We start from the raw sequence: 18,790 nt of genomic DNA on the forward strand, positions 1-18,790 counted from the left end.
GTGGACTGCGCTGGGTTTGAAATTTACGAGCACATACAAAAATGCCCCGATCTTTGGACCGGGGCATTTTTTGTTCGCTGCGTGTTAGGCGGCAATCGACAACTTCAGCTTGTTCATCGCGCTTTTCTCAAGCTGACGAATCCGCTCGGCCGACACGTTGTACTTCTGCGCTAGGTCGTGCAGCGTGGCTTTTTCTTCTGCCAGCCAACGCTGGTAGAGGATGTCACGGCTGCGGTCGTCCAGCACTTCCAGCGCTTCGTGCAGATTGTGGTTGGAGTTGTCGCTCCAGTCGGCGTCTTCCAGTTGACGCGCCGGGTCGTACCGGTGGTCTTCCAGGTAGTTGGCCGGCGATTGGAAGGCGCTGTCGTCATCCGCTTCGGCGGCTGGGTCAAAGGCCATGTCATGGCCGGTCAGGCGGCTTTCCATCTCGCGCACTTCACGCGGCTCCACGCCGAGGCTTTCGGCCACGCGGTGGACTTCTTCGTTGTTCAGCCACGCCAGGCGTTTTTTCTGGCTGCGCAGGTTGAAGAACAGCTTGCGCTGGGCCTTGGTGGTGGCCACTTTCACGATGCGCCAGTTGCGCAGGATGAACTCGTGGATTTCCGCCTTGATCCAGTGCACGGCAAACGACACCAGGCGCACCCCCATTTCAGGGTTGAAACGCTTCACAGCCTTCATCAGGCCTACGTTGCCTTCCTGAATCAGGTCGGCCTGGGCCAGACCGTAGCCGCTATAGCTACGGGCGATATGTACGACAAAACGCAGGTGGGCGAGCACCATCTGCCGAGCCGCCCCCAAATCCTGCTCATAGTAGAGACTCTCGGCCAGTTCACGCTCCTGCTCGGGCGTCAGCAATGGAATGCTGTTGACCGTGTGCACATAGGCCTCCAGGTTCGCACCCGGGACCAAGGCATAAGCAGGTTGCAAAGAAGTGGTCATACGAAAAAACCTCCGACTCACATAACTCGTGCAGTTCAGCACTGCGAAAATTGACCTGGGAACCGTAGGACAAGTTCCCTAAACCGCTGATACGGTCAATACAAACGAAACCAGATTAATCTGGCATTAACTACTTCGGCGCCAGCTCACGTAAATGCCGTGCCACCGCAATCCACGCACCGATATACCCCAACAACACCGCGCCAAGCAAGAGACTCAGACCATCGGCTACCGGCACACCGGCCAGCGCGAAATCACTGCCGTAAAGCCCGGCCAAGCCGACAACCGCGTCGTTCAACCAATCCAGGCCAAACGCCAGTACGCCCCAGGACAAGATCCCCGCACCCAGGCCATACAGCGCGCCCATGTACAGGAAAGGCCGACGCACATAGCTGTCTGTGCCGCCCACCAGTTTAATCACTTCTATCTCGGTGCGACGGTTTTCAATATGAAGACGAATGGTATTACCTATCACCAAAAGTAATGCAGACACTAATAACACCGTCAGGCCGAACACAAAGCGGTCACCCAACTTGAGGATTGCGGCCAGGCGCTCCACCCAGACTAGATCAAGTTGCGCCTGTTGCACCTTCGGCATCTCTGCGAGTTTTTGTCGCAGGGCTTCCAGCGCCGGCTTGTCGACCTCGTTCGGCGTTACCAGCACCACGCCCGGCAGGGGGTTCTGCGGCAGCTCCTTGAGCGCCTCGCCCAGGCCGGATTGCTGCTGGAACTCTTCGAGGGCCTGGTCGCGGCTGATGTACTCGGCCTCGGCTACCCCCGGGATGCTCTTGATGTCGTCACGCAGCGCTTCGCCTTCCTTGCTGCTGGTGTCCAGGTTCAGGTACAGCGAAATCTGCGCCGCCCGCTGCCAGGAACCGCCCAGGCGCTCCACATTATTAAGCAATAGCGACAAGCCCATCGGCAGGCTCAAGGCCACGGCCATGACCAGGCAGGTGAAAAAGCTGCCGATGGGCTGCTTGCCCAGGCGTCGCAGGCTGTCCAGCAGGCTGGCGCGATGGCTTTCGATCCAGGCGTGCACCAGGGTGCCGAAGTCCGGGCCGTCGTCGTCGTCGTGTTTTTTCTTTTTCGGTTGCGGGTCGGCCGGTTTCGGCGCCACGCGTTCGGATACTTTAGGGCTGCGTGTAGCACTCATACGCCCGCCTCCCCATCGCCGATCAGGCGGCCGCGTTGCAGGGTGAGCATGCGATGGCGCATGCGAGCAATCAGGGCCAGGTCGTGGCTGGCGATCAATACGCTGGTGCCCAGGCGGTTGATGTCTTCGAACACCCCCATGATCTCGGCCGCCAGCCGCGGGTCGAGGTTACCCGTGGGTTCGTCCGCCAGCAGCAAAGCCGGGCGATGGACGATGGCACGGGCGATACCGACACGCTGTTGCTGACCGGTGGACAGGTCGCCGGGGAAGAGGTCGGTCTTGTCCGACAAGGCCACGCGCTCCAAGGCCGAATCCACGCGTTTGACGATCTCGGCCTTGGACAGCCCGAGGATCTGCAACGGCAGGGCCACGTTGTTGAACACCGTACGGTCGAACAGCAACTGGTGGTTCTGGAACACCACGCCGATCTGGCGGCGCAGGAATGGAATTTGCGCATTGCTGATAGTGGCCAGATCCTGGCCCGCCAGCAGCAACTTGCCGGTCGTCGGGCGTTCCATGGCCAGCAGCAGGCGCAACAGCGTACTTTTGCCCGCGCCCGAATGGCCGGTGACAAACAAGAATTCGCCGCGACGCACTCGAAAGCTCAGCTCATGCAAGCCCACATGCCCGTTGGCATAGCGTTTACCGACCTGTTCGAATCGAATCATGAACGCTCCCGCTCGGCAAACAATGCCTGTACAAAGGGTTCGGCTTCAAAGGTGCGCAGGTCGTCGATGCCTTCACCGACGCCGATATAACGAATCGGCAACCCGAACTGTTTGGCCAGGGCGAAAATCACCCCGCCCTTGGCCGTGCCGTCGAGCTTAGTCAATGCCAGGCCGGTCAGTTGCACGGTCTGGTTGAATTGCTTGGCCTGGCTGATGGCGTTCTGGCCGGTACCGGCGTCGAGCACCAGCAGGACTTCATGGGGTGCATCGGCGTCAAGCTTGCCGATCACGCGGCGCACTTTCTTCAGCTCTTCCATCAAATTGTCTTTGGTGTGCAGGCGGCCGGCTGTATCGGCGATCAGCACATCAATGTTGCGCGCCTTGGCGGCTTGCACGGCATCGAAGATCACCGACGCAGAGTCGGCACCGGTGTGCTGGGCGATCACCGGGATCTTGTTGCGCTCGCCCCACACCTGCAACTGCTCGACGGCTGCGGCACGGAAGGTGTCACCGGCGGCGAGCATGACTTTCTTGCCCTCACCCTGCAGCTTCTTGGCCAGTTTGCCGATGGTGGTGGTCTTGCCTGCGCCGTTTACACCTACAACGAGGATGACGAACGGCTTTTTCGGCGTGATCACCAGCGGCGCTTCAACCGGCTTGAGCATGGCGGCCAGCTCAGCCTGCAGGGATTTGTACAGCGCATCGGCGTCGGTCAACTGCTTACGCGCAACCTTTTGCGTCAGGCTCTGGATGATCACGGCGGTGGCTTCGACGCCCACGTCGGCGGTGAGCAGGCGGGTCTCGATGTCTTCCAGCAGCTCGTCATCAATGACTTTCTTGCCCAGAAACAGGCTGGCCATGCCTTCGCCAATACTGGCGCTGGTCTTGCTCAGGCCCTGCTTGAGGCGGGCGAAAAATCCGGTTTTGCTGGTTTCGGTTGTGGCAGCGGCGGGTTCTGGCTCGATAACAGCAGGTGCGGCAACAACCGGTGCAGGCACTTCAACAACGGGCGGTACTTCAGCCACAACCTCTACCGGCACTGGCTCGACCACTGCAGGAATCGGCGGCACAACGTGCTCGGCCTGAACATCATCCACCAACGCCACGGGCTCTTCGGCCACCGGCAGCTCCAACCAGGGCTTGTGCTCGGGCGCAGGCTCAGGTTCCGGCTCGGCCTCGACGACCGGCTGCAACACCGGCTCAGCCATCGGCAACACCACCGGAACTGGCGTCTCGGCAACCGGTTCGGCTTCTATTACGGGTTCAGGGGTCGGCTCAGCGTGAACCTGTGGCTGTTCGACGACGGTTTCCTGCGGCTTTTTGCGCAGCCATCCGAACAGGCCTTTCTTCTCGCCAGCCGCAGCTGGGGTCTTCTTGTCGTCGTTGGAACCAAACATGGAGACGGCTATCTCAAGGTAGCGACGCGCCACAGGGCGCGTCGGTAAATAAAATTCGATGCGTAACAGACTGTTTTTTAGCCAGCTCGTTCATGCGCAACATTTTGTAAGGCCTAAATAGGGCCTTCACAAGACAGCCGCAGTGGCCGTCCTTAAGTCGGACCAGTATCCTAGCACCTCCTCGCCCGCCGACGCTAAGACCAAGCGGGCAGCCCAACAGGTTTAAAAACGAATGAATGCTCTAGCCCGCCGCGCCGCAGGCCTGCTGTTCAGCACAGTTTGTCTGCCTCTCTCAGCTTTGGCTGCCGATCCACAACCCACCCACGAATTCACCCTCGATAACGGCCTCAAAGTGGTCGTGCGCGAAGATCATCGTGCGCCGGTGGTGGTTTCCCAGGTCTGGTACAAGGTTGGCTCAAGCTACGAAACCCCGGGCCAGACCGGTTTGTCCCACGCCCTGGAACACATGATGTTCAAGGGCAGCGCCAAGGTTGGCCCCGGCGAAGCCTCGCTGATCCTGCGCGACCTGGGCGCCGAAGAAAACGCCTTCACCAGCGACGACTACACCGCGTATTACCAGGTATTGGCCCGTGATCGCCTGGGTGTGGCCTTCGAGCTGGAAGCTGACCGCATGGCCAGCCTGCGCCTGCCGGCCGACGAGTTCAGCCGTGAAATCGAGGTAATCAAAGAAGAACGCCGCCTGCGCACCGACGATAACCCCATGTCCAAGGCGTTCGAGCGCTTCAAGGCCATGGCGTTCCCGGCCAGTGGCTACCACACGCCGACCATCGGCTGGATGGCCGACCTGGACCGCATGAAGGTCGAGGAACTGCGCCACTGGTACCAATCCTGGTACGTGCCGAACAACGCCACGCTGGTGGTGGTCGGCGACGTGACCCCGGACGAGGTGAAAAACCTCGCCCAACGTTACTTCGGCCCGATCCCCAAGCGTGACGTGCCGCCGGCAAAAATCCCGATGGAACTGGCCGAGCCCGGCGAGCGCCTGCTGACCCTGCACGTACAGACCCAACTGCCGAGCGTGTTCCTGGGCTTCAACGTGCCCGGCCTGGCCACCGCCGAAGACAAACGCTCGGTGCAGGCCCTGCGCCTGATCTCAGCCCTGCTGGACGGCGGCTACAGTGCACGGATCTCCGAGCAACTGGAGCGCGGTGAGGAGCTTGTGTCCGCGGCTTCCACCAACTACGACGCCTACACTCGTGGCGATAGCCTGTTTACCCTCTCGGCCACGCCGAACCAGCAGAAGAAGAAAACCGTCGCCCAAGCCGAAGCCGGCCTGTGGCGACTGCTCGATGAGTTGAAGGCCAAGCCGCCGACCGCCGAAGAACTGGAGCGCATCCGTGCCCAGGTGATTGCCGGCCTGGTGTACCAGCGTGATTCCATCACCAGCCAGGCCACGGCCATCGGTTCCCTGGAAACCGTCGGCCTGTCCTGGAAACTCATGGACACGGAGCTTGCCGACCTGCAAAGCGTGACCCCAGACGATATCCAGAAGGCTGCACGCACCTATTTCACCCGCGAACGTCTGAGCGTCGCCCATGTTTTGCCAGAGGAGACCGCTCATGAGTGATCGCAAAAACAGCCGCCTGATCCTGCCCGGCCTGATCGCCGTCACCTTGATGGCGGCCAGCGCCGTTTACTTCTTGCGCCCCAGCGAGTCGGTCGCCAGCCAGGCTCTGGACAAGGCTCAAACAGCCAGCACCCTGCAGTCCCTGGCGGAACTGGATGGCAAGGCACCGACCAACCGCAAGCTCGACGTACAAACCTGGACCACCGCCGAAGGCGCCAAGGTACTGTTCGTCGAAGCCCATGAGTTGCCGATGTTCGACATGCGCCTGCTGTTCGCCGCCGGCAGCAGCCAGGATGGCGACGTGCCAGGCCTGGCGTTGATGACCAACGCCATGCTCAACGAAGGCGTGCCGGGCAAGGACGTCAGCCAGATCGCCAGTGGCTTCGAAGGCCTGGGGGCCGATTTCGGCAACGGCGCCTACCGCGACATGGCGCTGGTGACCCTACGCAGCCTGAGCGACAGCGCCAAGCGCGACGCCGCCCTGTCACTGTTCAACCAGGTGATCGGCCAGCCGACTTTCCCGGCAGACTCACTGGCACGCATCAAGAACCAGATCCTGGCCGGTTTCGAGTACCAGAAGCAGAACCCCGGCAAACTGGCGAGCATCGAACTGTTCAAGCGCCTGTACGGCGACCACCCTTACGCACACCCGAGCGAAGGCACCCCCGAGAGCGTGCCGAAGATTACCCTGGCGCAGTTGCAGGCGTTCCACGCCAAGGCCTATGCAGCGGGTAACGCGGTGATTGCGGTGGTGGGCGACCTGACCCGCGCCGAAGCTGAAGCCATGACGGCCAAGGTGTCCGCGTCGCTGCCCAAGGGCCCGGCCATGGCCAAGATCGCCCAGCCGACCGAGCCAAAAGCCGGCCTGAGCCGTATCGAGTTCCCGTCCAAGCAAACCCACCTGCTGTTTGCGCAGTTGGGCATTGACCGTGCCGACCCGGACTACGCAGCCTTGTCCCTGGGCAACCAGATCCTTGGCGGCGGCGGCTTCGGCACCCGTTTGATGAGCGAAGTGCGAGAGAAACGCGGCCTGACCTACGGCGTTTACTCCGGTTTCTCGCCGATGCAGGTGCGCGGCCCGTTCATGATCAACCTGCAGACCCGCGCCGAAATGAGCGGTGGTACCTTGCGCCTGGTGGAGGACGTGCTGGCTGACTACCTCAAGACCGGCCCGACGCAAAAGGAACTGGATGACGCCAAGCGCGAGCTGGCTGGCAGCTTCCCGCTGTCCACCGCAAGCAATGCCGATATCGTCGGGCAGTTGGGCGCCATGGGTTTCTACAACTTGCCGCTGAGCTATCTGGAAGATTTCATGAAACAATCCCAGGCCCTGACCGTCGATCAGGTCAAGGCTGCAATGAACAAACACTTGAGCGCCGACAAGATGGTCATCGTGACCGCCGGCCCGACGATTGCGCAAAAGCCACTACCGCCCCCCACTGATAAACCTGCCGAGCAGCCGCTCGGGGTTCCGGAGCATTAATGGCCAGTTCATCTCGCCCGAAAAAACCTGTCCACAACGTACATAACGGTGTGGGCCAACTGCGCATCATTGGCGGTGAATGGGGCAGCCGCAAGCTGAGCTTCCCCGACGTCGTGGGCCTGCGCCCGACGCCCGATCGCGTGCGTGAAACCCTGTTCAACTGGCTCGCGCCGTACATTGGCGGGGCCAAGGTGCTGGACCCGTTCGCCGGCAGCGGCGCGCTGTTCCTGGAGGCGCTGTCCCGTGGCGCGGCCCAGGGCCAGGCGCTGGACGCCAGCAATGTGGCAGTGTCCAGCCTCAAGGAGCACCTGGGCACGCTGCGTTGCACCACCGGCCAGGTGCAGACGGCCGACGCGCTGCGCTACCTGGAAACCCAGGCGGCGACTGAATACGACGTGGTGTTCCTCGACCCACCGTTCAACCAGAACCTGCTGCCGGCCGTCTGCACCCTGCTGGAAGAACGCCAGTGGCTGGCACCGGATGCCTGGATCTACACTGAGAGCGAGACCGCGCCCTCCACGCTCGGCCTGCCAAGTGGCTGGCGCCTGCACCGGGAGCAGAAGTCCGGGCGGGTGTATTACGCGTTGTGGCATCGCACCCTGTAGGAGCGAGCTTGCTCGCGAAGATCGAACAGGCGACACGGGCTGTCTGATAGCGCTGCGTTATCGTTAACGTTTTTCGCGAGCAAGCTCGCTCCTACACGGCAGCGGGTAATTCATGATTCCATCTACAGACCGCTTCAAACCCGCCTTCGGCCTTGGCAACCCCCACTTGCAGACACTGTGGGGGCCGCTGTGGCGGCCGACGACCCACATCGAGCGCCAGCGTGAACGCCTGTGGCTGGAAGATGGCGACTTCCTTGATCTTGACTGGCATGGGCCGCATGACGTGCAAGCGCCCTTGGTACTGGTGCTGCATGGGCTGACCGGCTCGTCCAATTCGCCCTACGTGGCCGGCCTGCAAAAAGTCCTGGCCGCCCAAGGCTGGGCCAGCGCCGCGTTGAACTGGCGTGGTTGCTCGGGCGAACCCAACCTGCTGGCTCGCAGTTATCACTCCGGCGCCAGCGAAGACCTGGCGGCGGCGATTGCTCATCTGCGCGCCAAGCGGCCGTTGGCGCCCTTGTATGCGGTGGGTTATTCCCTGGGTGGCAATGTGTTGCTCAAGCATCTGGGGGAAACCGGCAAGGCTTCGGGCTTGCAGGGGGCGGCTGCGGTGTCGGTGCCGTTTCGCCTGGATCAATGCGCCGATCGCATTGGCCTGGGGTTCTCGCGGGTGTATCAGAAGCACTTCATGCGCGAGATGCTCGCGTATATCCGCGTCAAGCAACGCCAATTCCTGCAGGACGGTCGTGAGGATGGGCTCAAAACCCTGGAGGCCCTTGGTTCCCTGGAAAAGATGCGCACGTTCTGGGACTTCGACGGGCGGGTAACCGCGCCACTGCATGGTTTCGTCAGTGCCGAAGACTACTATCGCCGCGCGTCGAGCCGTTATTACCTGGGCGATATCCGCACGCCCACGTTGATTATCCAGGCGGCCGATGACCCGTTTGTGTTTGCGCATAGCTCGCCTGACGCCCGTGAGCTGTCGGACTGTACTGAGTTCGAGTTGCTGGCCAAGGGTGGGCATGTGGGGTTTGTGGAGGGTTCGCTGAAGCGCCCTGGTTACTACCTGGAACGCCGGATACCTGCCTGGTTACTGACACAACGCGGTTAAACATGTGGGAGCGGGCTTGCTCGCGAATGCGGTGTATCAGTCAAACTTGTATCGACTGACACCCTGCATTCGCGAGCAAGCCCGCTCCCACATTTGATTGGGTTTGCAGATCGAGCCTTAGTCGCCCGTTGCTATTTCCCGAGCGGGATCAGTAATCCACTCACTCCACGACCCCGCATACAACTTGCCCAACGGGTACCCCGCCAGGCTCAACGCAAACAGGTTATGGCACGCCGTCACCCCAGAACCGCAATACGCCACCAATTCCTGCGGCGGGCGTCCTTGCAACTGCGCGGCAAAGCGCTGCTTGAGCTGCTCGGCTGGCAGGAAGCGACCGTCGCTGCCCAGGTTTTCACTGAACGCCGCGCATTGCGCGCCAGGGATATGCCCGGCAATCGGGTCGATGGGCTCTACTTCGCCACGAAAGCGCGGCTGGGCGCGGGCGTCGATCAAGGTCAGGCCGGGTTGGCCCAGGCGTTTTTGCAGGTGTTCGGCATCCAGCAACAGACGATGATCCGGCGTACCGGCGAAGGTACCTGGCTCAACCACAGGCGCGTCCAGGCTCAGGGGGAAACCGGCGGCATGCCAGGCCTTGAGGCCACCATCCAGAATAAACACGCCATCACGCTTGCCCAGCCAGGCCAGCAGCCACCAGGCACGGGCGGCGTAGGCACCGGGGCCGTCGTCATACAGCACCACATCGGTGTCGGCACTGATGCCCCAGGCCCGCAGTTGCCTGGCGAACGTGTCCGCCGCCGGCAAAGGATGACGACCGGTCACGCCCTTGGTCACCGGGCCGCTCAGGTGGCGCTCCAGGTCGGCGTATTGCGCGCCCTCGATATGCCCTTCGGCGTAACTGCACAAGCCGTAGTCCGGGTCTTCCAGAGCAAAGCGGCAATCCAGGATCACCCACCCGCTCGACTGTTGGCGCTCGGCCAATTGCTGGGGGCTGATCAGTTGGGCAAGCGGCATGACTGACTCCTGTGAATACAAAGGGGAAAGGTCTTACTTCACTTCTTCCAGTGCCTGATTCAACGGCACGTAAAACTCTTTGAACAAGGCGTCCACCGCCTCTTTGGCCTGCGGCGTGACAAACCCCGCCTCCAGCACCAGCACCTGATAGACCCCACGCTTGATCGCCTCGGCGCTCAGGTGGGTGGATTTTTCATTGGTGGTGCACAAAAAGCGCACCCACGAGGTGAGGATGATCCAGGCATTCAGGGTCAGGGCTTCGGTTTGCACCGGGTCCATATTGAGGATGCCGGCATCGACAAAGCCTTGGTAGATCGCGCCGCCCTGGATCAGGCAACGCTGGGAAAACCGCCGGTAGCCGGTCGCCAGTTCCGGGTCGCTCTCCAGCAGGTGTTCAAGGTCACGGTGCAGGAAGCGATAACGCCACATGCCGGCCAATACGGCTTGCAGGTAAAAGCGTTTATCCTCCACCACCATCGTGCGTCCCTGGGGTGGGCGCAGGAAACTGTCTACCAACGCTTCATATTCGCGGAACAGCACGGCGATGATCGCCTGCTTGTTAGGGAAGTGGTAGTACAGGTTGCCCGGGGAAATTTCCATGTGGGCGGCAATGTGGTTGGTACTGATACTGCGCTCGCCCTGCTGGTTAAAAAGCTCCAGGCTGGTTTGCACAATGCGCTCGCTGGTCTTTACTCGTGGTGCCATAGGGGATCAGCTTCTATACACGGGATGGGGCATCTTACGGCCTAACCCGGCCAGGATAAATCTGGATGTTACTGCAATGTTATTTGACAATTTAGAGCAATGACTCTAAAAATCCAGGCAGACCAATAACAATCGGTGCCGCGCCATGTCTGCCAACGTTGCCTACCTGCAAGACTCCCAGGCGCTGGATCAACTCCAGGACCTGTTCGACGCCCAACGCCGCGCCTATGCCGCCAACCCGATGCCGCCGGCCGGGCAGCGCCAGCAATGGCTCAAGGCTTTGCGGGATCTGCTGAGCGACGAACGCCAGGCACTGATCAATGCAATCAGCCAAGACTTCAGCCATCGCAGCGCCGACGAAACCCTGTTCGCCGAATTGATGCCCAGCCTGCATGGCATTCACTATGCCAGCAAACACCTCAAGCGCTGGATGAAACCTTCCCGCCGCGCTGTAGGCATTGCCTTCCAGCCCGCCTCAGCCAAAGTCATTTACCAGCCACTGGGCGTCGTCGGCGTCATCGTGCCGTGGAACTACCCGTTGTACCTGGCCATCGGCCCGTTGGTGGGAGCGTTGGCTGCCGGTAACCGGGTGATGCTCAAGCTCAGCGAGTCCACGCCGGCCACCGGTGAGCTGCTCAAGGCGTTGCTGGCCAAGATCTTCCCCGAGGACCTGGTGTGCGTCGTGCTGGGCGAAGCTGACGTGGGTATGGCGTTTTCCAAGTTGCGCTTCGATCACCTGCTGTTCACCGGCGCTACCAGCATAGGCAAGCACGTGATGCGTGCGGCGGCAGAAAACCTCACGCCGGTGACTCTGGAGCTGGGCGGCAAATCGCCAGCCATTGTCTCGGCCGATGTGCCACTCAAGGACGCCGCCGAACGCATCGCCTTCGGCAAAACCTTGAACGCCGGGCAAACCTGCGTGGCACCGGATTATGTGCTGGTACCGGAAGATCGCGTGGAGGGCTTTGTCGAGGCGTATTCCAAAGCCGTGCGCGGGTTTTATCCGACGCTGGCCGACAACCCGGACTACACCGCCATCATCAACGAGCGCCAACTGGCCCGGCTCAATGCCTACGCCAAGGACGCCACCGACAAGGGCGCCACTCTGATCCCGCTGTACGAGCAAGGCCAGGCTCGGCGAATGGCCCACAGCCTGCTGCTGAATGTCAGCGACGACATGACCGTGATGCAGGACGAAATTTTCGGCCCGCTCTTGCCCATCGTGCCGTATCGCGGCCTTGACCAAGCCTTTGCCTACATCAACCAGCGCCCACGCCCGCTGGCCCTGTATTACTTCGGCTACAACAAAGGCGAACAAGCGCGGGTGCTCCACGAAACCCATTCCGGAGGTGTGTGCCTGAACGACACCTTGCTGCACGTCGCTCAGGACGATATGCCGTTCGGTGGCATCGGCCCGTCAGGCATGGGCCATTACCACGGTCACGAAGGTTTCCTGACGTTCAGCAAGGCGAAGGGCGTGCTGGTCAAACAGCGCTTGAACGCGGCGAAGTTGATCTACCCGCCCTATGGCAAGTCGATCCAGAAGCTGATCCAGAAGCTGTTTATCCGCTGATAACCGCCACCTTCGGGACAATAAAAACAATGAACCCCAGCCTGACTGATTCACCCGCGCTGTCACGGCGCGGCGTCCTGAAAATCGGCCTGTGTGCCAGCGCCTTCCTCGCCACCGCCGGGTTGGGCGCCAGCCTCAGCGGTTGCTCCATCAGTACGCCGGCCAGCGGCTTTGCGATGTTGCGCACCAGCGACTTGCCGTTCTTGCGGGCGGTAATCCCGGTGCTGCTGGAAGGCGCGGCCAGCGCCGACCACGTGCTTGCCGGTATTGAGGACACTCTGAAAAAGCTCGATTACAGCCTGCAGCACTTGTCGCCCGAAATGTTCAAGCTCACCCAGCAATTATTCGACGTACTGAGCATGGGCATCACCCGCGGCCCCCTGACCGGTGTCTGGGGAAGTTGGGAAAACGCCAGCAGCGAACAGATCCGCAATTTCCTGCACCGCTGGGAAAACAGCTACCTGAACCTGCTGCGCATGGGCCAGGGCTCACTGCTCAAGCTGGTAATCATGGCCTGGTACTTCCGGCCCGAGTCCTGGGCCCATTGCGGCTACCCCGGCCCGCCGAAGATCTAGCCTGGGCAATCCCCCAAAGATTGCATCTTCCTACAAGAATAAGAGTGCACACCTATGCCCGTACCCGATCTGTTCCGCGACGGCCTGGCCCGTGGCTGGAAAACCCACAATGGCGCCGCCCTGGATAACGACCTGACCCTGGAAGCGGATGTCGCCATCATCGGCAGCGGCGCCGGGGGCGGTACCACCGCCGAAATCCTCAGCGCCGCCGGCTACAAAGTGCTGCTGATCGAAGAAGGCCCGCTCAAGACCAGCAGCGACTTCAAGCTACTGGAAGACGAAGCCTACGCCAGCCTTTACCAGGAAGGCATCGGGCGGATGAGCAAGGACGGCGCTATCACCATCCTGCAGGGCCGGGCCGTGGGCGGTACCACCTTGATCAACTGGACCTCCAGCTTTCGCACCCCTGACGCTACCCTCGCGCATTGGGCCAGCGAATATGCGGTCAAAGGCCACAGCAGCGCCGAAATGGCACCCTGGTTCGAAAAAATGGAACAACGCCTGGGCATCGCGCCGTGGGCGCTGCCGCCGAATGCCAACAACGACGTGATCCGCAAAGGCTGCGAAAAGCTCGGCTACAGTTGGCATGTGATCCCGCGCAATGTGCGCGGCTGCTTCAACCTGGGGTATTGCGGCATGGGCTGCCCGGTCAACGCCAAGCAGTCGATGCTGGTGACGACCATCCCGTCCACCCTGGAAAAGGGTGGCGAACTGCTTTACCTGGCCCGCGCCGAACGGCTCATCTACAGCGGCGACATCATCAGCAGCCTCGAATGCGTGGCCATGGACGAACGCTGCGTAGCGCCCACAAGGCGCAAGATCAGCGTGAAAGCCAAGCACTATGTGCTGGCGGGCGGCGGCATCAACAGTCCGGCCCTGCTGATGCGCTCCGACGCACCCGACCCGCACTCGCGGCTGGGCAAGCGCACCTTCCTGCACCTGGTCAATTTCTCCGCCGGGCTGTTCGACGAGGTGATCAACCCCTTCTACGGTGCGCCGCAATCCATCTACTCCGACCATTTCCAGTGGCAGGACGGCACTACCGGCAAAATGTCCTACAAACTGGAAGCACCGCCCCTGCATCCAGGCCTGGCGAGCACCCTGTTTGGTGGCTATGGCAACCAGAACGCCTTGGACATGAATCAATTACCCCACACCCACGCCATGCTCGCCCTGCTGCGCGACGGCTTTCACCCCGACAGCCCGGGCGGCACCGTGGAGTTACGCGGTGACGGCACGCCAGTGCTTGACTATCAGGTCTCGCCCTACGCCTGGGACGGCCTGCGCCGGGCCTTCCACAGCATGGCCGAGATTCAGTTCGCGGCGGGGGCCAAATCGGTCAAGCCCCTGCATCACGACGCGCGCTTTGTGAACAACTTGGCCGAAGCGCGCAGCGTGATCGACGGTCTGAACCTGGAACTGCATCGCACCACCCTGGGCAGTGCCCATGTGATGGGCGGTTGCGCCATGGGTGAAGATCCGAAAAATGCCGTCGCCGACAGCCTGGGTCGCCATCACCAGTTACGCAACCTGTCGATCCACGATGGCTCGCTGTTCCCCACCAGCATTGGCGCCAACCCGCAATTGTCGGTGTACGGGTTGACCGCGCAACTGGCGAGCGCATTGGCCGAACGTCTGAAAACGGCATGAAAAGACAGGGTATTCACGGTATCTATCTACATAAGTCGACTTGGCCCACCGGTAATGCTGCGATACCATCCGGTTCCCCAACGGACTCCGCCAGGACGACGCGATGAACCGAGTGTTGTACCCAGGTACCTTCGACCCGATTACCAAAGGCCATGGCGATCTGGTCGAACGCGCCTCTCGCCTGTTCGACCATGTGATCATCGCGGTCGCGGCCAGCCCCAAGAAAAACCCGCTGTTTCCCCTGGAACAGCGTGTGGAGCTGGCGCAAGAGGTCACCAAGCACCTGCCGAATGTGGAAGTAGTGGGCTTTTCGACATTGCTGGCGCATTTCGCCAAGGAGCAGAACGCCAATGTGTTCCTGCGTGGCCTGCGCGCGGTGTCAGACTTCGAATACGAATTCCAGCTGGCCAACATGAACCGCCAATTGGCGCCGGACGTGGAAAGCCTGTTCCTCACGCCGTCGGAGCGTTATTCGTTCATTTCCTCGACGTTGGTTCGTGAAATTGCCGCTTTGGGCGGAGATATCACCAAGTTCGTGCATCCTGCCGTGGCGGACGCACTGACATTGCGCTTCAAGAAGTAAGACTGCTTGTGGCGAGGGAGCTTGCTCCCGCTGGACTGCGTAGCAGTCCCAATCCTTTCATCCCTCACCACAGAGACAGGCTCGCACTGCGGGCGCCAATGCGGCACAATTGCGCGCATTAGTTTTCAGATGCCTTGGCAGAGTGCCCTGGCAGGAGTTTCCATGTCCCTGATCATCACCGACGATTGCATCAATTGCGACGTCTGCGAACCCGAGTGCCCGAACGCCGCCATTTCCCAGGGCGAAGAGATCTACGTGATCGACCCTAACCTGTGTACCCAGTGCGTCGGTCACTACGACGAACCGCAGTGCCAGCAGGTATGCCCGGTGGATTGCATTCCGCTGGATGAGGCACACCCTGAGACTGAAGAGCAGTTGATGGAGAAGTACCGCAAGATTACCGGTAAGGCCTGAAGGTTTTCGGTGCCTGCAAGGGCGTCATCGCAGGCAAGCCAGCTCCCACACTTGAATGTATTTACATATCCAAATGTGGGAGCTGGCTTGCCTGCGATAGCGATATCAGCCCTCAACCAACAATCAGCTCTGACACCTAGGGCAAAACACACTCGCCCGCTGCCCCAGCACCACATTGCGTAGCTCTGTCCCGCAGACCTTGCACGCCTCGCCGCCCCGGCCATACACGAACAGTTCCTGCTGGAAATACCCCGGCTGCCCATCGCCGCCGATAAAGTCCCGCAACGTGGTACCGCCCCGCTCGATGGCAGCGGCCAGCACCCGCTTGATCTCAATCGCCAGCCTCAAATAACGCCCGCGTGAAATCCCGCCAGCGGCGCGGCGCGGGTCAATCCCCGCTGCAAACAGCGCCTCTGTCGCATAGATATTGCCCACGCCCACCACCACCGCGTTGTCCATGATGAACGGCTTCACCGCCATGGACTTGCCGCGAGACAGCTGGAACAAGCGCTCGCCATCAAACAGGTCGGTCAACGGCTCCGGCCCCAGCCGCATCAGCAGCTCATGGTTGTGCGGGTCGAGGCTCCAGAGCATCGCACCGAAGCGCCGCGGGTCGGTGTAGCGCAGGGCCATACCCGATTCCAGCTCGATATCCACGTGTTCATGCTTCGCCGCGGGCATGCCGACTTCCACCAGACGCAAGTTGCCCGACATGCCCAGGTGGCTGATCAAGGTGCCCACTTCGGCATTGATCAACAGGTATTTGGCCCGGCGCTCCACCAGCACGATGCGCTGCCCCGACAGGCGCACATCCAGATCTTCCGGAATCGGCCAGCGCAGGCGCCGCTCACGCACTACCACGCGGCTGACGCGCTGGCCTTCCAGGTGCGGGGCAATGCCGCGTCGGGTGGTTTCGACTTCTGGTAACTCGGGCATGTGTACCTCTTGAATAACGGGTCAGTGCGCGCCCAGTTCGCGGATCGACAACTTCAGGCTTTCGAAGTCGTAGTCCGACAGGCCCACGTAATCCAGCACCAGATGGCCGATGGCATTCCACTCATGATCCACCGGCTGGTTGCCCAGTACGCGATAGGACGAACAGATATGCTCGGCCATCTTCAAAATGGCCAGCAGGTTCTTGAGCTGCGGGTTGCGCGACGACTCATCGCTGAAAATCGCCAGGGCGTTGTGGTGATTGGCGATGGCGTCGGTCACATGCTCCGGCAGGCGCCAGGACTTGGCGGTGTAGTAGCCAACCACCGCATGGTTGGTGTGGAACGCGTTGTTCTCGGTGTCGACCACGCGGCAATCCGGGCCCGCATTGGCGTAGGCCTCTTCCAGCACCGCCATGTAATTGGGAAAGCGCTTGAGCATCAGCGGCACGCCACAATCATGGAACAGGCCTAAGGCATAGGCTTCGTCCACGGCCTGGGAACCGGTGCGCTTGGCCAGGGTGAGGCAGGTCATGGCCACATCCTGGGCGGTGTCCCAGAAACGGTTGAGCGTGACGATAGTGTCATCGCACATCTCGCCCTTGATCGACTGCGCGTTGATCAAATTGATAATCGAACGGCTGCCCAGCAGGTTCACCGCACGCTGGATCGAAGCGATTTTATTGCTCAGGCCGTAATACGGCGAATTGACGATCTTGAGCAGCGCACCGGACAACCCCGGGTCCTGGGAGATCAGCCGCGCAATCACTTCCAGGTCCGGGTCGGGCATGTACTGCTCCATCTGCAAATCCACCATGATTTGCGGTTGGGGCGGCACGCTGATGCCTTGCAGGGCCTGTTGGATCTGCTCGGGGGAAAGCTCTTGGGACATAAGTACACACTCTGGGCTAGGTGCGAATTCTACCCCTTATGCCGCCGCGGCCGACACCCAAAAACCCAAGTGAAACCCGATCGAATGTGGGAGCTGGCTTGCCTGCGATAGCATCACCACCGTACGTCTGATACACCGCGCCGCCCGCATCGCAGGCAAGCCAGCTCCCACATGAAAGAGTGCGCAAAGGGTATACTCCCGCTCTTTTTTCCGGAGCGACGTCATGTCCCTGCCAAGCCTGCGTCTCAAAGCCAACGCCGATCGTCGTTTGCGCAACGGCCACCTGTGGGTCTACAGCAACGAAATCGACGTGGCCGCCACCCCACTCCACGGCTTCCAGGCAGGCGACCAGGCTATCCTGGAAGCAGCCGGCGGCAAGACCCTGGGCATCGTGGCCATGAGCCCGAACAACCTGATCTGCGCCCGCCTGCTGTCGCGCGACATCAAGTTGCCGCTGGACAAGTCGCTGCTGGTACACCGCCTCAACGTGGCCCTGTCCCTGCGTGACCGCCTGTTCGACAAGCCGTTCTACCGCCTGGTCTACGGTGATTCCGACCTGTTGCCGGGCCTGGTGGTCGACCGTTTCGGCGACATCCTGGTGGTACAAATCGCTTCGGCGACCATGGAAGCGCATAAAGAAGACGTGATCGCTGCCCTGACCCAAGTGCTCAAACCCAGCGGCATTCTGTTCAAGAACGACTCCGCCGCGCGTGACGCCGAAGGCCTCAACCGCTACGTCGAAACCGTATTCGGCCTGGTGCCAGAGTGGGTGGCGCTGGAAGAAAACGGCGTGAAATTCGAAGCCCCGGTGATCCAGGGCCAGAAAACCGGCTGGTTCTACGACCACCGCATGAACCGCGCCCGCCTGGCCCCGTATGCCAAAGGCAAGCGCGTGCTCGACCTGTACAGCTACATCGGCGGCTGGGGCGTGCAAGCTGCAGCGTTCGGCGCCAGTGAAGTGTTCTGCGTCGACGCCTCGGCCTTCGCCCTCGACGGCGTAGAGCGCAACGCCGCCCTGAACGGGGTTGCCGAGAAGATGACCTGCATCGAAGGCGACGTCTTTGAAGCGCTTAAAGAATTGAAAGCCAGCGAAGAACGCTTCGACGTGATCGTCGCCGACCCACCGGCCTTCATCAAACGCAAAAAGGACATGAAGAATGGCGAAGGCGCCTACCGCCGCCTCAACGAGCAAGCCATGCGCCTGCTCAGCAAAGACGGCATCCTTGTCAGCGCCTCGTGCTCCATGCACCTGCCGGAAGACGACCTGCAAAACATCCTGCTGACCAGCGCCCGCCACCTGGACCGCAACATCCAGATGCTCGAACGCGGCGGCCAAGGCCCGGACCACCCGGTGCACCCGGCTATTGTCGAGACGCGGTATATCAAGAGCATTACGTGCCGGTTGCTACCCAATAGCTGATTAAAACCGAATCATCTGTAGGAGCGAGCTTACTCGCGAAGAACGAATAGACGCCACGGGCTACCTGATAGCGCTGCGTTATCGTTAACGTTCTTCGCGAGCAAGCTCGCTCCTACAATGATGGCGCACATCA

General features: G+C 61.1%; 18 protein-coding genes. 10 read left to right on the forward strand and 8 right to left on the reverse strand.

The annotated features are described in order from the left end of the window. Positions 1–84: 84 nt before the first annotated feature. From rpoH to ftsY, 4 genes are all read right to left on the reverse strand, one after another. Positions 85–939, reverse strand: a complete 855-nt coding sequence (gene rpoH / locus ODQ19_RS02325) for an RNA polymerase sigma factor RpoH (protein WP_003176698.1) — start codon at positions 937–939, stop codon at positions 85–87. A 130-nt stretch (positions 940–1,069) separates the two neighbouring features. Then, entirely contained in the window at positions 1,070–2,092 is a 1,023-nt protein-coding gene (gene ftsX, locus ODQ19_RS02330; protein WP_330209243.1) for a permease-like cell division protein FtsX, read from the reverse strand. Then, entirely contained in the window at positions 2,089–2,760 is a 672-nt protein-coding gene (gene ftsE, locus ODQ19_RS02335) for a cell division ATP-binding protein FtsE (RefSeq protein WP_003195112.1), read from the reverse strand. The genes ftsX and ftsE overlap by 4 nt, the downstream gene beginning before the upstream one ends. Beyond that, a complete protein-coding gene (gene ftsY, locus ODQ19_RS02340; RefSeq protein WP_330209244.1) occupies positions 2,757–4,157 on the reverse strand; it encodes a signal recognition particle-docking protein FtsY in 1,401 nt (466 codons plus the stop codon). The genes ftsE and ftsY overlap by 4 nt, the downstream gene beginning before the upstream one ends. A gap of 232 nt (positions 4,158–4,389) precedes the next feature. On the opposite strand from ftsY, the gene ODQ19_RS02345 reads away from it, so the two are divergent. From ODQ19_RS02345 to ODQ19_RS02360, 4 genes are all read left to right on the forward strand, one after another. Then, on the forward strand, positions 4,390–5,745 hold the full coding sequence (locus ODQ19_RS02345; protein ID WP_116667649.1) for a M16 family metallopeptidase: 1,356 nt from the start codon (positions 4,390–4,392) through the stop codon (positions 5,743–5,745). Beyond that, positions 5,738–7,228: a M16 family metallopeptidase gene (locus ODQ19_RS02350; protein WP_032894697.1), complete on the forward strand. Its 1,491-nt coding sequence runs from the start codon at positions 5,738–5,740 to the stop codon at positions 7,226–7,228. Before ODQ19_RS02345 ends, ODQ19_RS02350 begins: the two co-directional genes overlap by 8 nt. Then, positions 7,228–7,833, forward strand: a complete 606-nt coding sequence (rsmD, locus tag ODQ19_RS02355; protein ID WP_116667648.1) for a 16S rRNA (guanine(966)-N(2))-methyltransferase RsmD — start codon at positions 7,228–7,230, stop codon at positions 7,831–7,833. Before ODQ19_RS02350 ends, rsmD begins: the two co-directional genes overlap by 1 nt. Positions 7,834–7,945: 112 nt before the next feature. Continuing rightward, positions 7,946–8,941, forward strand: coding sequence for a hydrolase (locus ODQ19_RS02360; RefSeq protein WP_330209245.1), 996 nt, complete (start codon positions 7,946–7,948; stop codon positions 8,939–8,941). A gap of 117 nt (positions 8,942–9,058) precedes the next feature. Here the strand turns inward: ODQ19_RS02360 and ODQ19_RS02365 are convergent, their stop codons facing one another. Continuing rightward, entirely contained in the window at positions 9,059–9,913 is an 855-nt protein-coding gene (locus ODQ19_RS02365) for a sulfurtransferase (RefSeq protein ID WP_330209246.1), read from the reverse strand. 33 nt (positions 9,914–9,946) lie between these two features. Next, complete coding sequence (locus tag ODQ19_RS02370; protein ID WP_137204154.1) at positions 9,947–10,618, reverse strand: TetR/AcrR family transcriptional regulator; 672 nt, start codon at positions 10,616–10,618, stop codon at positions 9,947–9,949. Positions 10,619–10,763: 145 nt separating this feature from the next. On the opposite strand from ODQ19_RS02370, the gene ODQ19_RS02375 reads away from it, so the two are divergent. From ODQ19_RS02375 to ODQ19_RS02395, 5 genes are all read left to right on the forward strand, one after another. Beyond that, positions 10,764–12,191 carry a coniferyl aldehyde dehydrogenase gene (locus ODQ19_RS02375; protein ID WP_330209247.1) on the forward strand — a complete coding sequence of 476 codons (1,428 nt, stop codon included), beginning with the start codon at positions 10,764–10,766 and terminating at the stop codon, positions 12,189–12,191. 29 nt (positions 12,192–12,220) lie between these two features. Then, on the forward strand, positions 12,221–12,766 hold the full coding sequence (locus ODQ19_RS02380; RefSeq protein ID WP_330209248.1) for a twin-arginine translocation pathway signal protein: 546 nt from the start codon (positions 12,221–12,223) through the stop codon (positions 12,764–12,766). Between the two features lie 54 nt (positions 12,767–12,820). Continuing rightward, a complete protein-coding gene (locus ODQ19_RS02385) occupies positions 12,821–14,416 on the forward strand; it encodes a GMC family oxidoreductase (protein WP_330209249.1) in 1,596 nt (531 codons plus the stop codon). 103 nt (positions 14,417–14,519) lie between these two features. After that, complete coding sequence (gene coaD / locus ODQ19_RS02390) at positions 14,520–14,999, forward strand: pantetheine-phosphate adenylyltransferase (protein ID WP_003195136.1); 480 nt, start codon at positions 14,520–14,522, stop codon at positions 14,997–14,999. Positions 15,000–15,161: 162 nt separating this feature from the next. Beyond that, entirely contained in the window at positions 15,162–15,413 is a 252-nt protein-coding gene (locus tag ODQ19_RS02395; protein ID WP_003195146.1) for a YfhL family 4Fe-4S dicluster ferredoxin, read from the forward strand. Between the two features lie 123 nt (positions 15,414–15,536). On the opposite strand, the gene mutM is transcribed toward ODQ19_RS02395, so the two are convergent. Then, positions 15,537–16,349, reverse strand: coding sequence for a bifunctional DNA-formamidopyrimidine glycosylase/DNA-(apurinic or apyrimidinic site) lyase (mutM, locus tag ODQ19_RS02400; RefSeq protein WP_330209250.1), 813 nt, complete (start codon positions 16,347–16,349; stop codon positions 15,537–15,539). Between the two features lie 21 nt (positions 16,350–16,370). Beyond that, complete coding sequence (locus ODQ19_RS02405) at positions 16,371–17,183, reverse strand: HDOD domain-containing protein (protein ID WP_169918568.1); 813 nt, start codon at positions 17,181–17,183, stop codon at positions 16,371–16,373. 277 nt (positions 17,184–17,460) lie between these two features. Between ODQ19_RS02405 and ODQ19_RS02410 the strand changes: the two genes are divergently transcribed. Continuing rightward, entirely contained in the window at positions 17,461–18,657 is a 1,197-nt protein-coding gene (locus ODQ19_RS02410) for a class I SAM-dependent rRNA methyltransferase (protein ID WP_015886370.1), read from the forward strand. Positions 18,658–18,790: the final 133 nt, after the last annotated feature.

The sequence above is a fragment of the Pseudomonas sp. AM4(2022) genome (assembly GCF_036346515.1).
Lineage (GTDB): Bacteria > Pseudomonadota > Gammaproteobacteria > Pseudomonadales > Pseudomonadaceae > Aquipseudomonas > Aquipseudomonas paracarnis.

Excerpts from the sequence above, each read along its gene's own strand:
- coaD (WP_003195136.1), top strand. The coding sequence starts at position 14,520 with ATGAACCGAGTGTTGTACCCAGGTACCTTCGACCCGATTACCAAAGGC.
- ODQ19_RS02365 (WP_330209246.1), bottom strand. The coding sequence starts at position 9,913 with ATGCCGCTTGCCCAACTGATCAGCCCCCAGCAATTGGCCGAGCGCCAA.
- ODQ19_RS02360 (WP_330209245.1), top strand. The coding sequence starts at position 7,946 with ATGATTCCATCTACAGACCGCTTCAAACCCGCCTTCGGCCTTGGCAAC.
- ftsY (WP_330209244.1), bottom strand. The coding sequence starts at position 4,157 with ATGTTTGGTTCCAACGACGACAAGAAGACCCCAGCTGCGGCTGGCGAG.
- ODQ19_RS02345 (WP_116667649.1), top strand. The coding sequence starts at position 4,390 with ATGAATGCTCTAGCCCGCCGCGCCGCAGGCCTGCTGTTCAGCACAGTT.
- rpoH (WP_003176698.1), bottom strand. The coding sequence starts at position 939 with ATGACCACTTCTTTGCAACCTGCTTATGCCTTGGTCCCGGGTGCGAAC.
- mutM (WP_330209250.1), bottom strand. The coding sequence starts at position 16,349 with ATGCCCGAGTTACCAGAAGTCGAAACCACCCGACGCGGCATTGCCCCG.
- ODQ19_RS02350 (WP_032894697.1), top strand. The coding sequence starts at position 5,738 with ATGAGTGATCGCAAAAACAGCCGCCTGATCCTGCCCGGCCTGATCGCC.
- rsmD (WP_116667648.1), top strand. The coding sequence starts at position 7,228 with ATGGCCAGTTCATCTCGCCCGAAAAAACCTGTCCACAACGTACATAAC.
- ODQ19_RS02410 (WP_015886370.1), top strand. The coding sequence starts at position 17,461 with ATGTCCCTGCCAAGCCTGCGTCTCAAAGCCAACGCCGATCGTCGTTTG.
- ftsX (WP_330209243.1), bottom strand. The coding sequence starts at position 2,092 with ATGAGTGCTACACGCAGCCCTAAAGTATCCGAACGCGTGGCGCCGAAA.
- ODQ19_RS02370 (WP_137204154.1), bottom strand. The coding sequence starts at position 10,618 with ATGGCACCACGAGTAAAGACCAGCGAGCGCATTGTGCAAACCAGCCTG.
- ODQ19_RS02395 (WP_003195146.1), top strand. The coding sequence starts at position 15,162 with ATGTCCCTGATCATCACCGACGATTGCATCAATTGCGACGTCTGCGAA.
- ftsE (WP_003195112.1), bottom strand. The coding sequence starts at position 2,760 with ATGATTCGATTCGAACAGGTCGGTAAACGCTATGCCAACGGGCATGTG.
- ODQ19_RS02380 (WP_330209248.1), top strand. The coding sequence starts at position 12,221 with ATGAACCCCAGCCTGACTGATTCACCCGCGCTGTCACGGCGCGGCGTC.
- ODQ19_RS02375 (WP_330209247.1), top strand. The coding sequence starts at position 10,764 with ATGTCTGCCAACGTTGCCTACCTGCAAGACTCCCAGGCGCTGGATCAA.
- ODQ19_RS02385 (WP_330209249.1), top strand. The coding sequence starts at position 12,821 with ATGCCCGTACCCGATCTGTTCCGCGACGGCCTGGCCCGTGGCTGGAAA.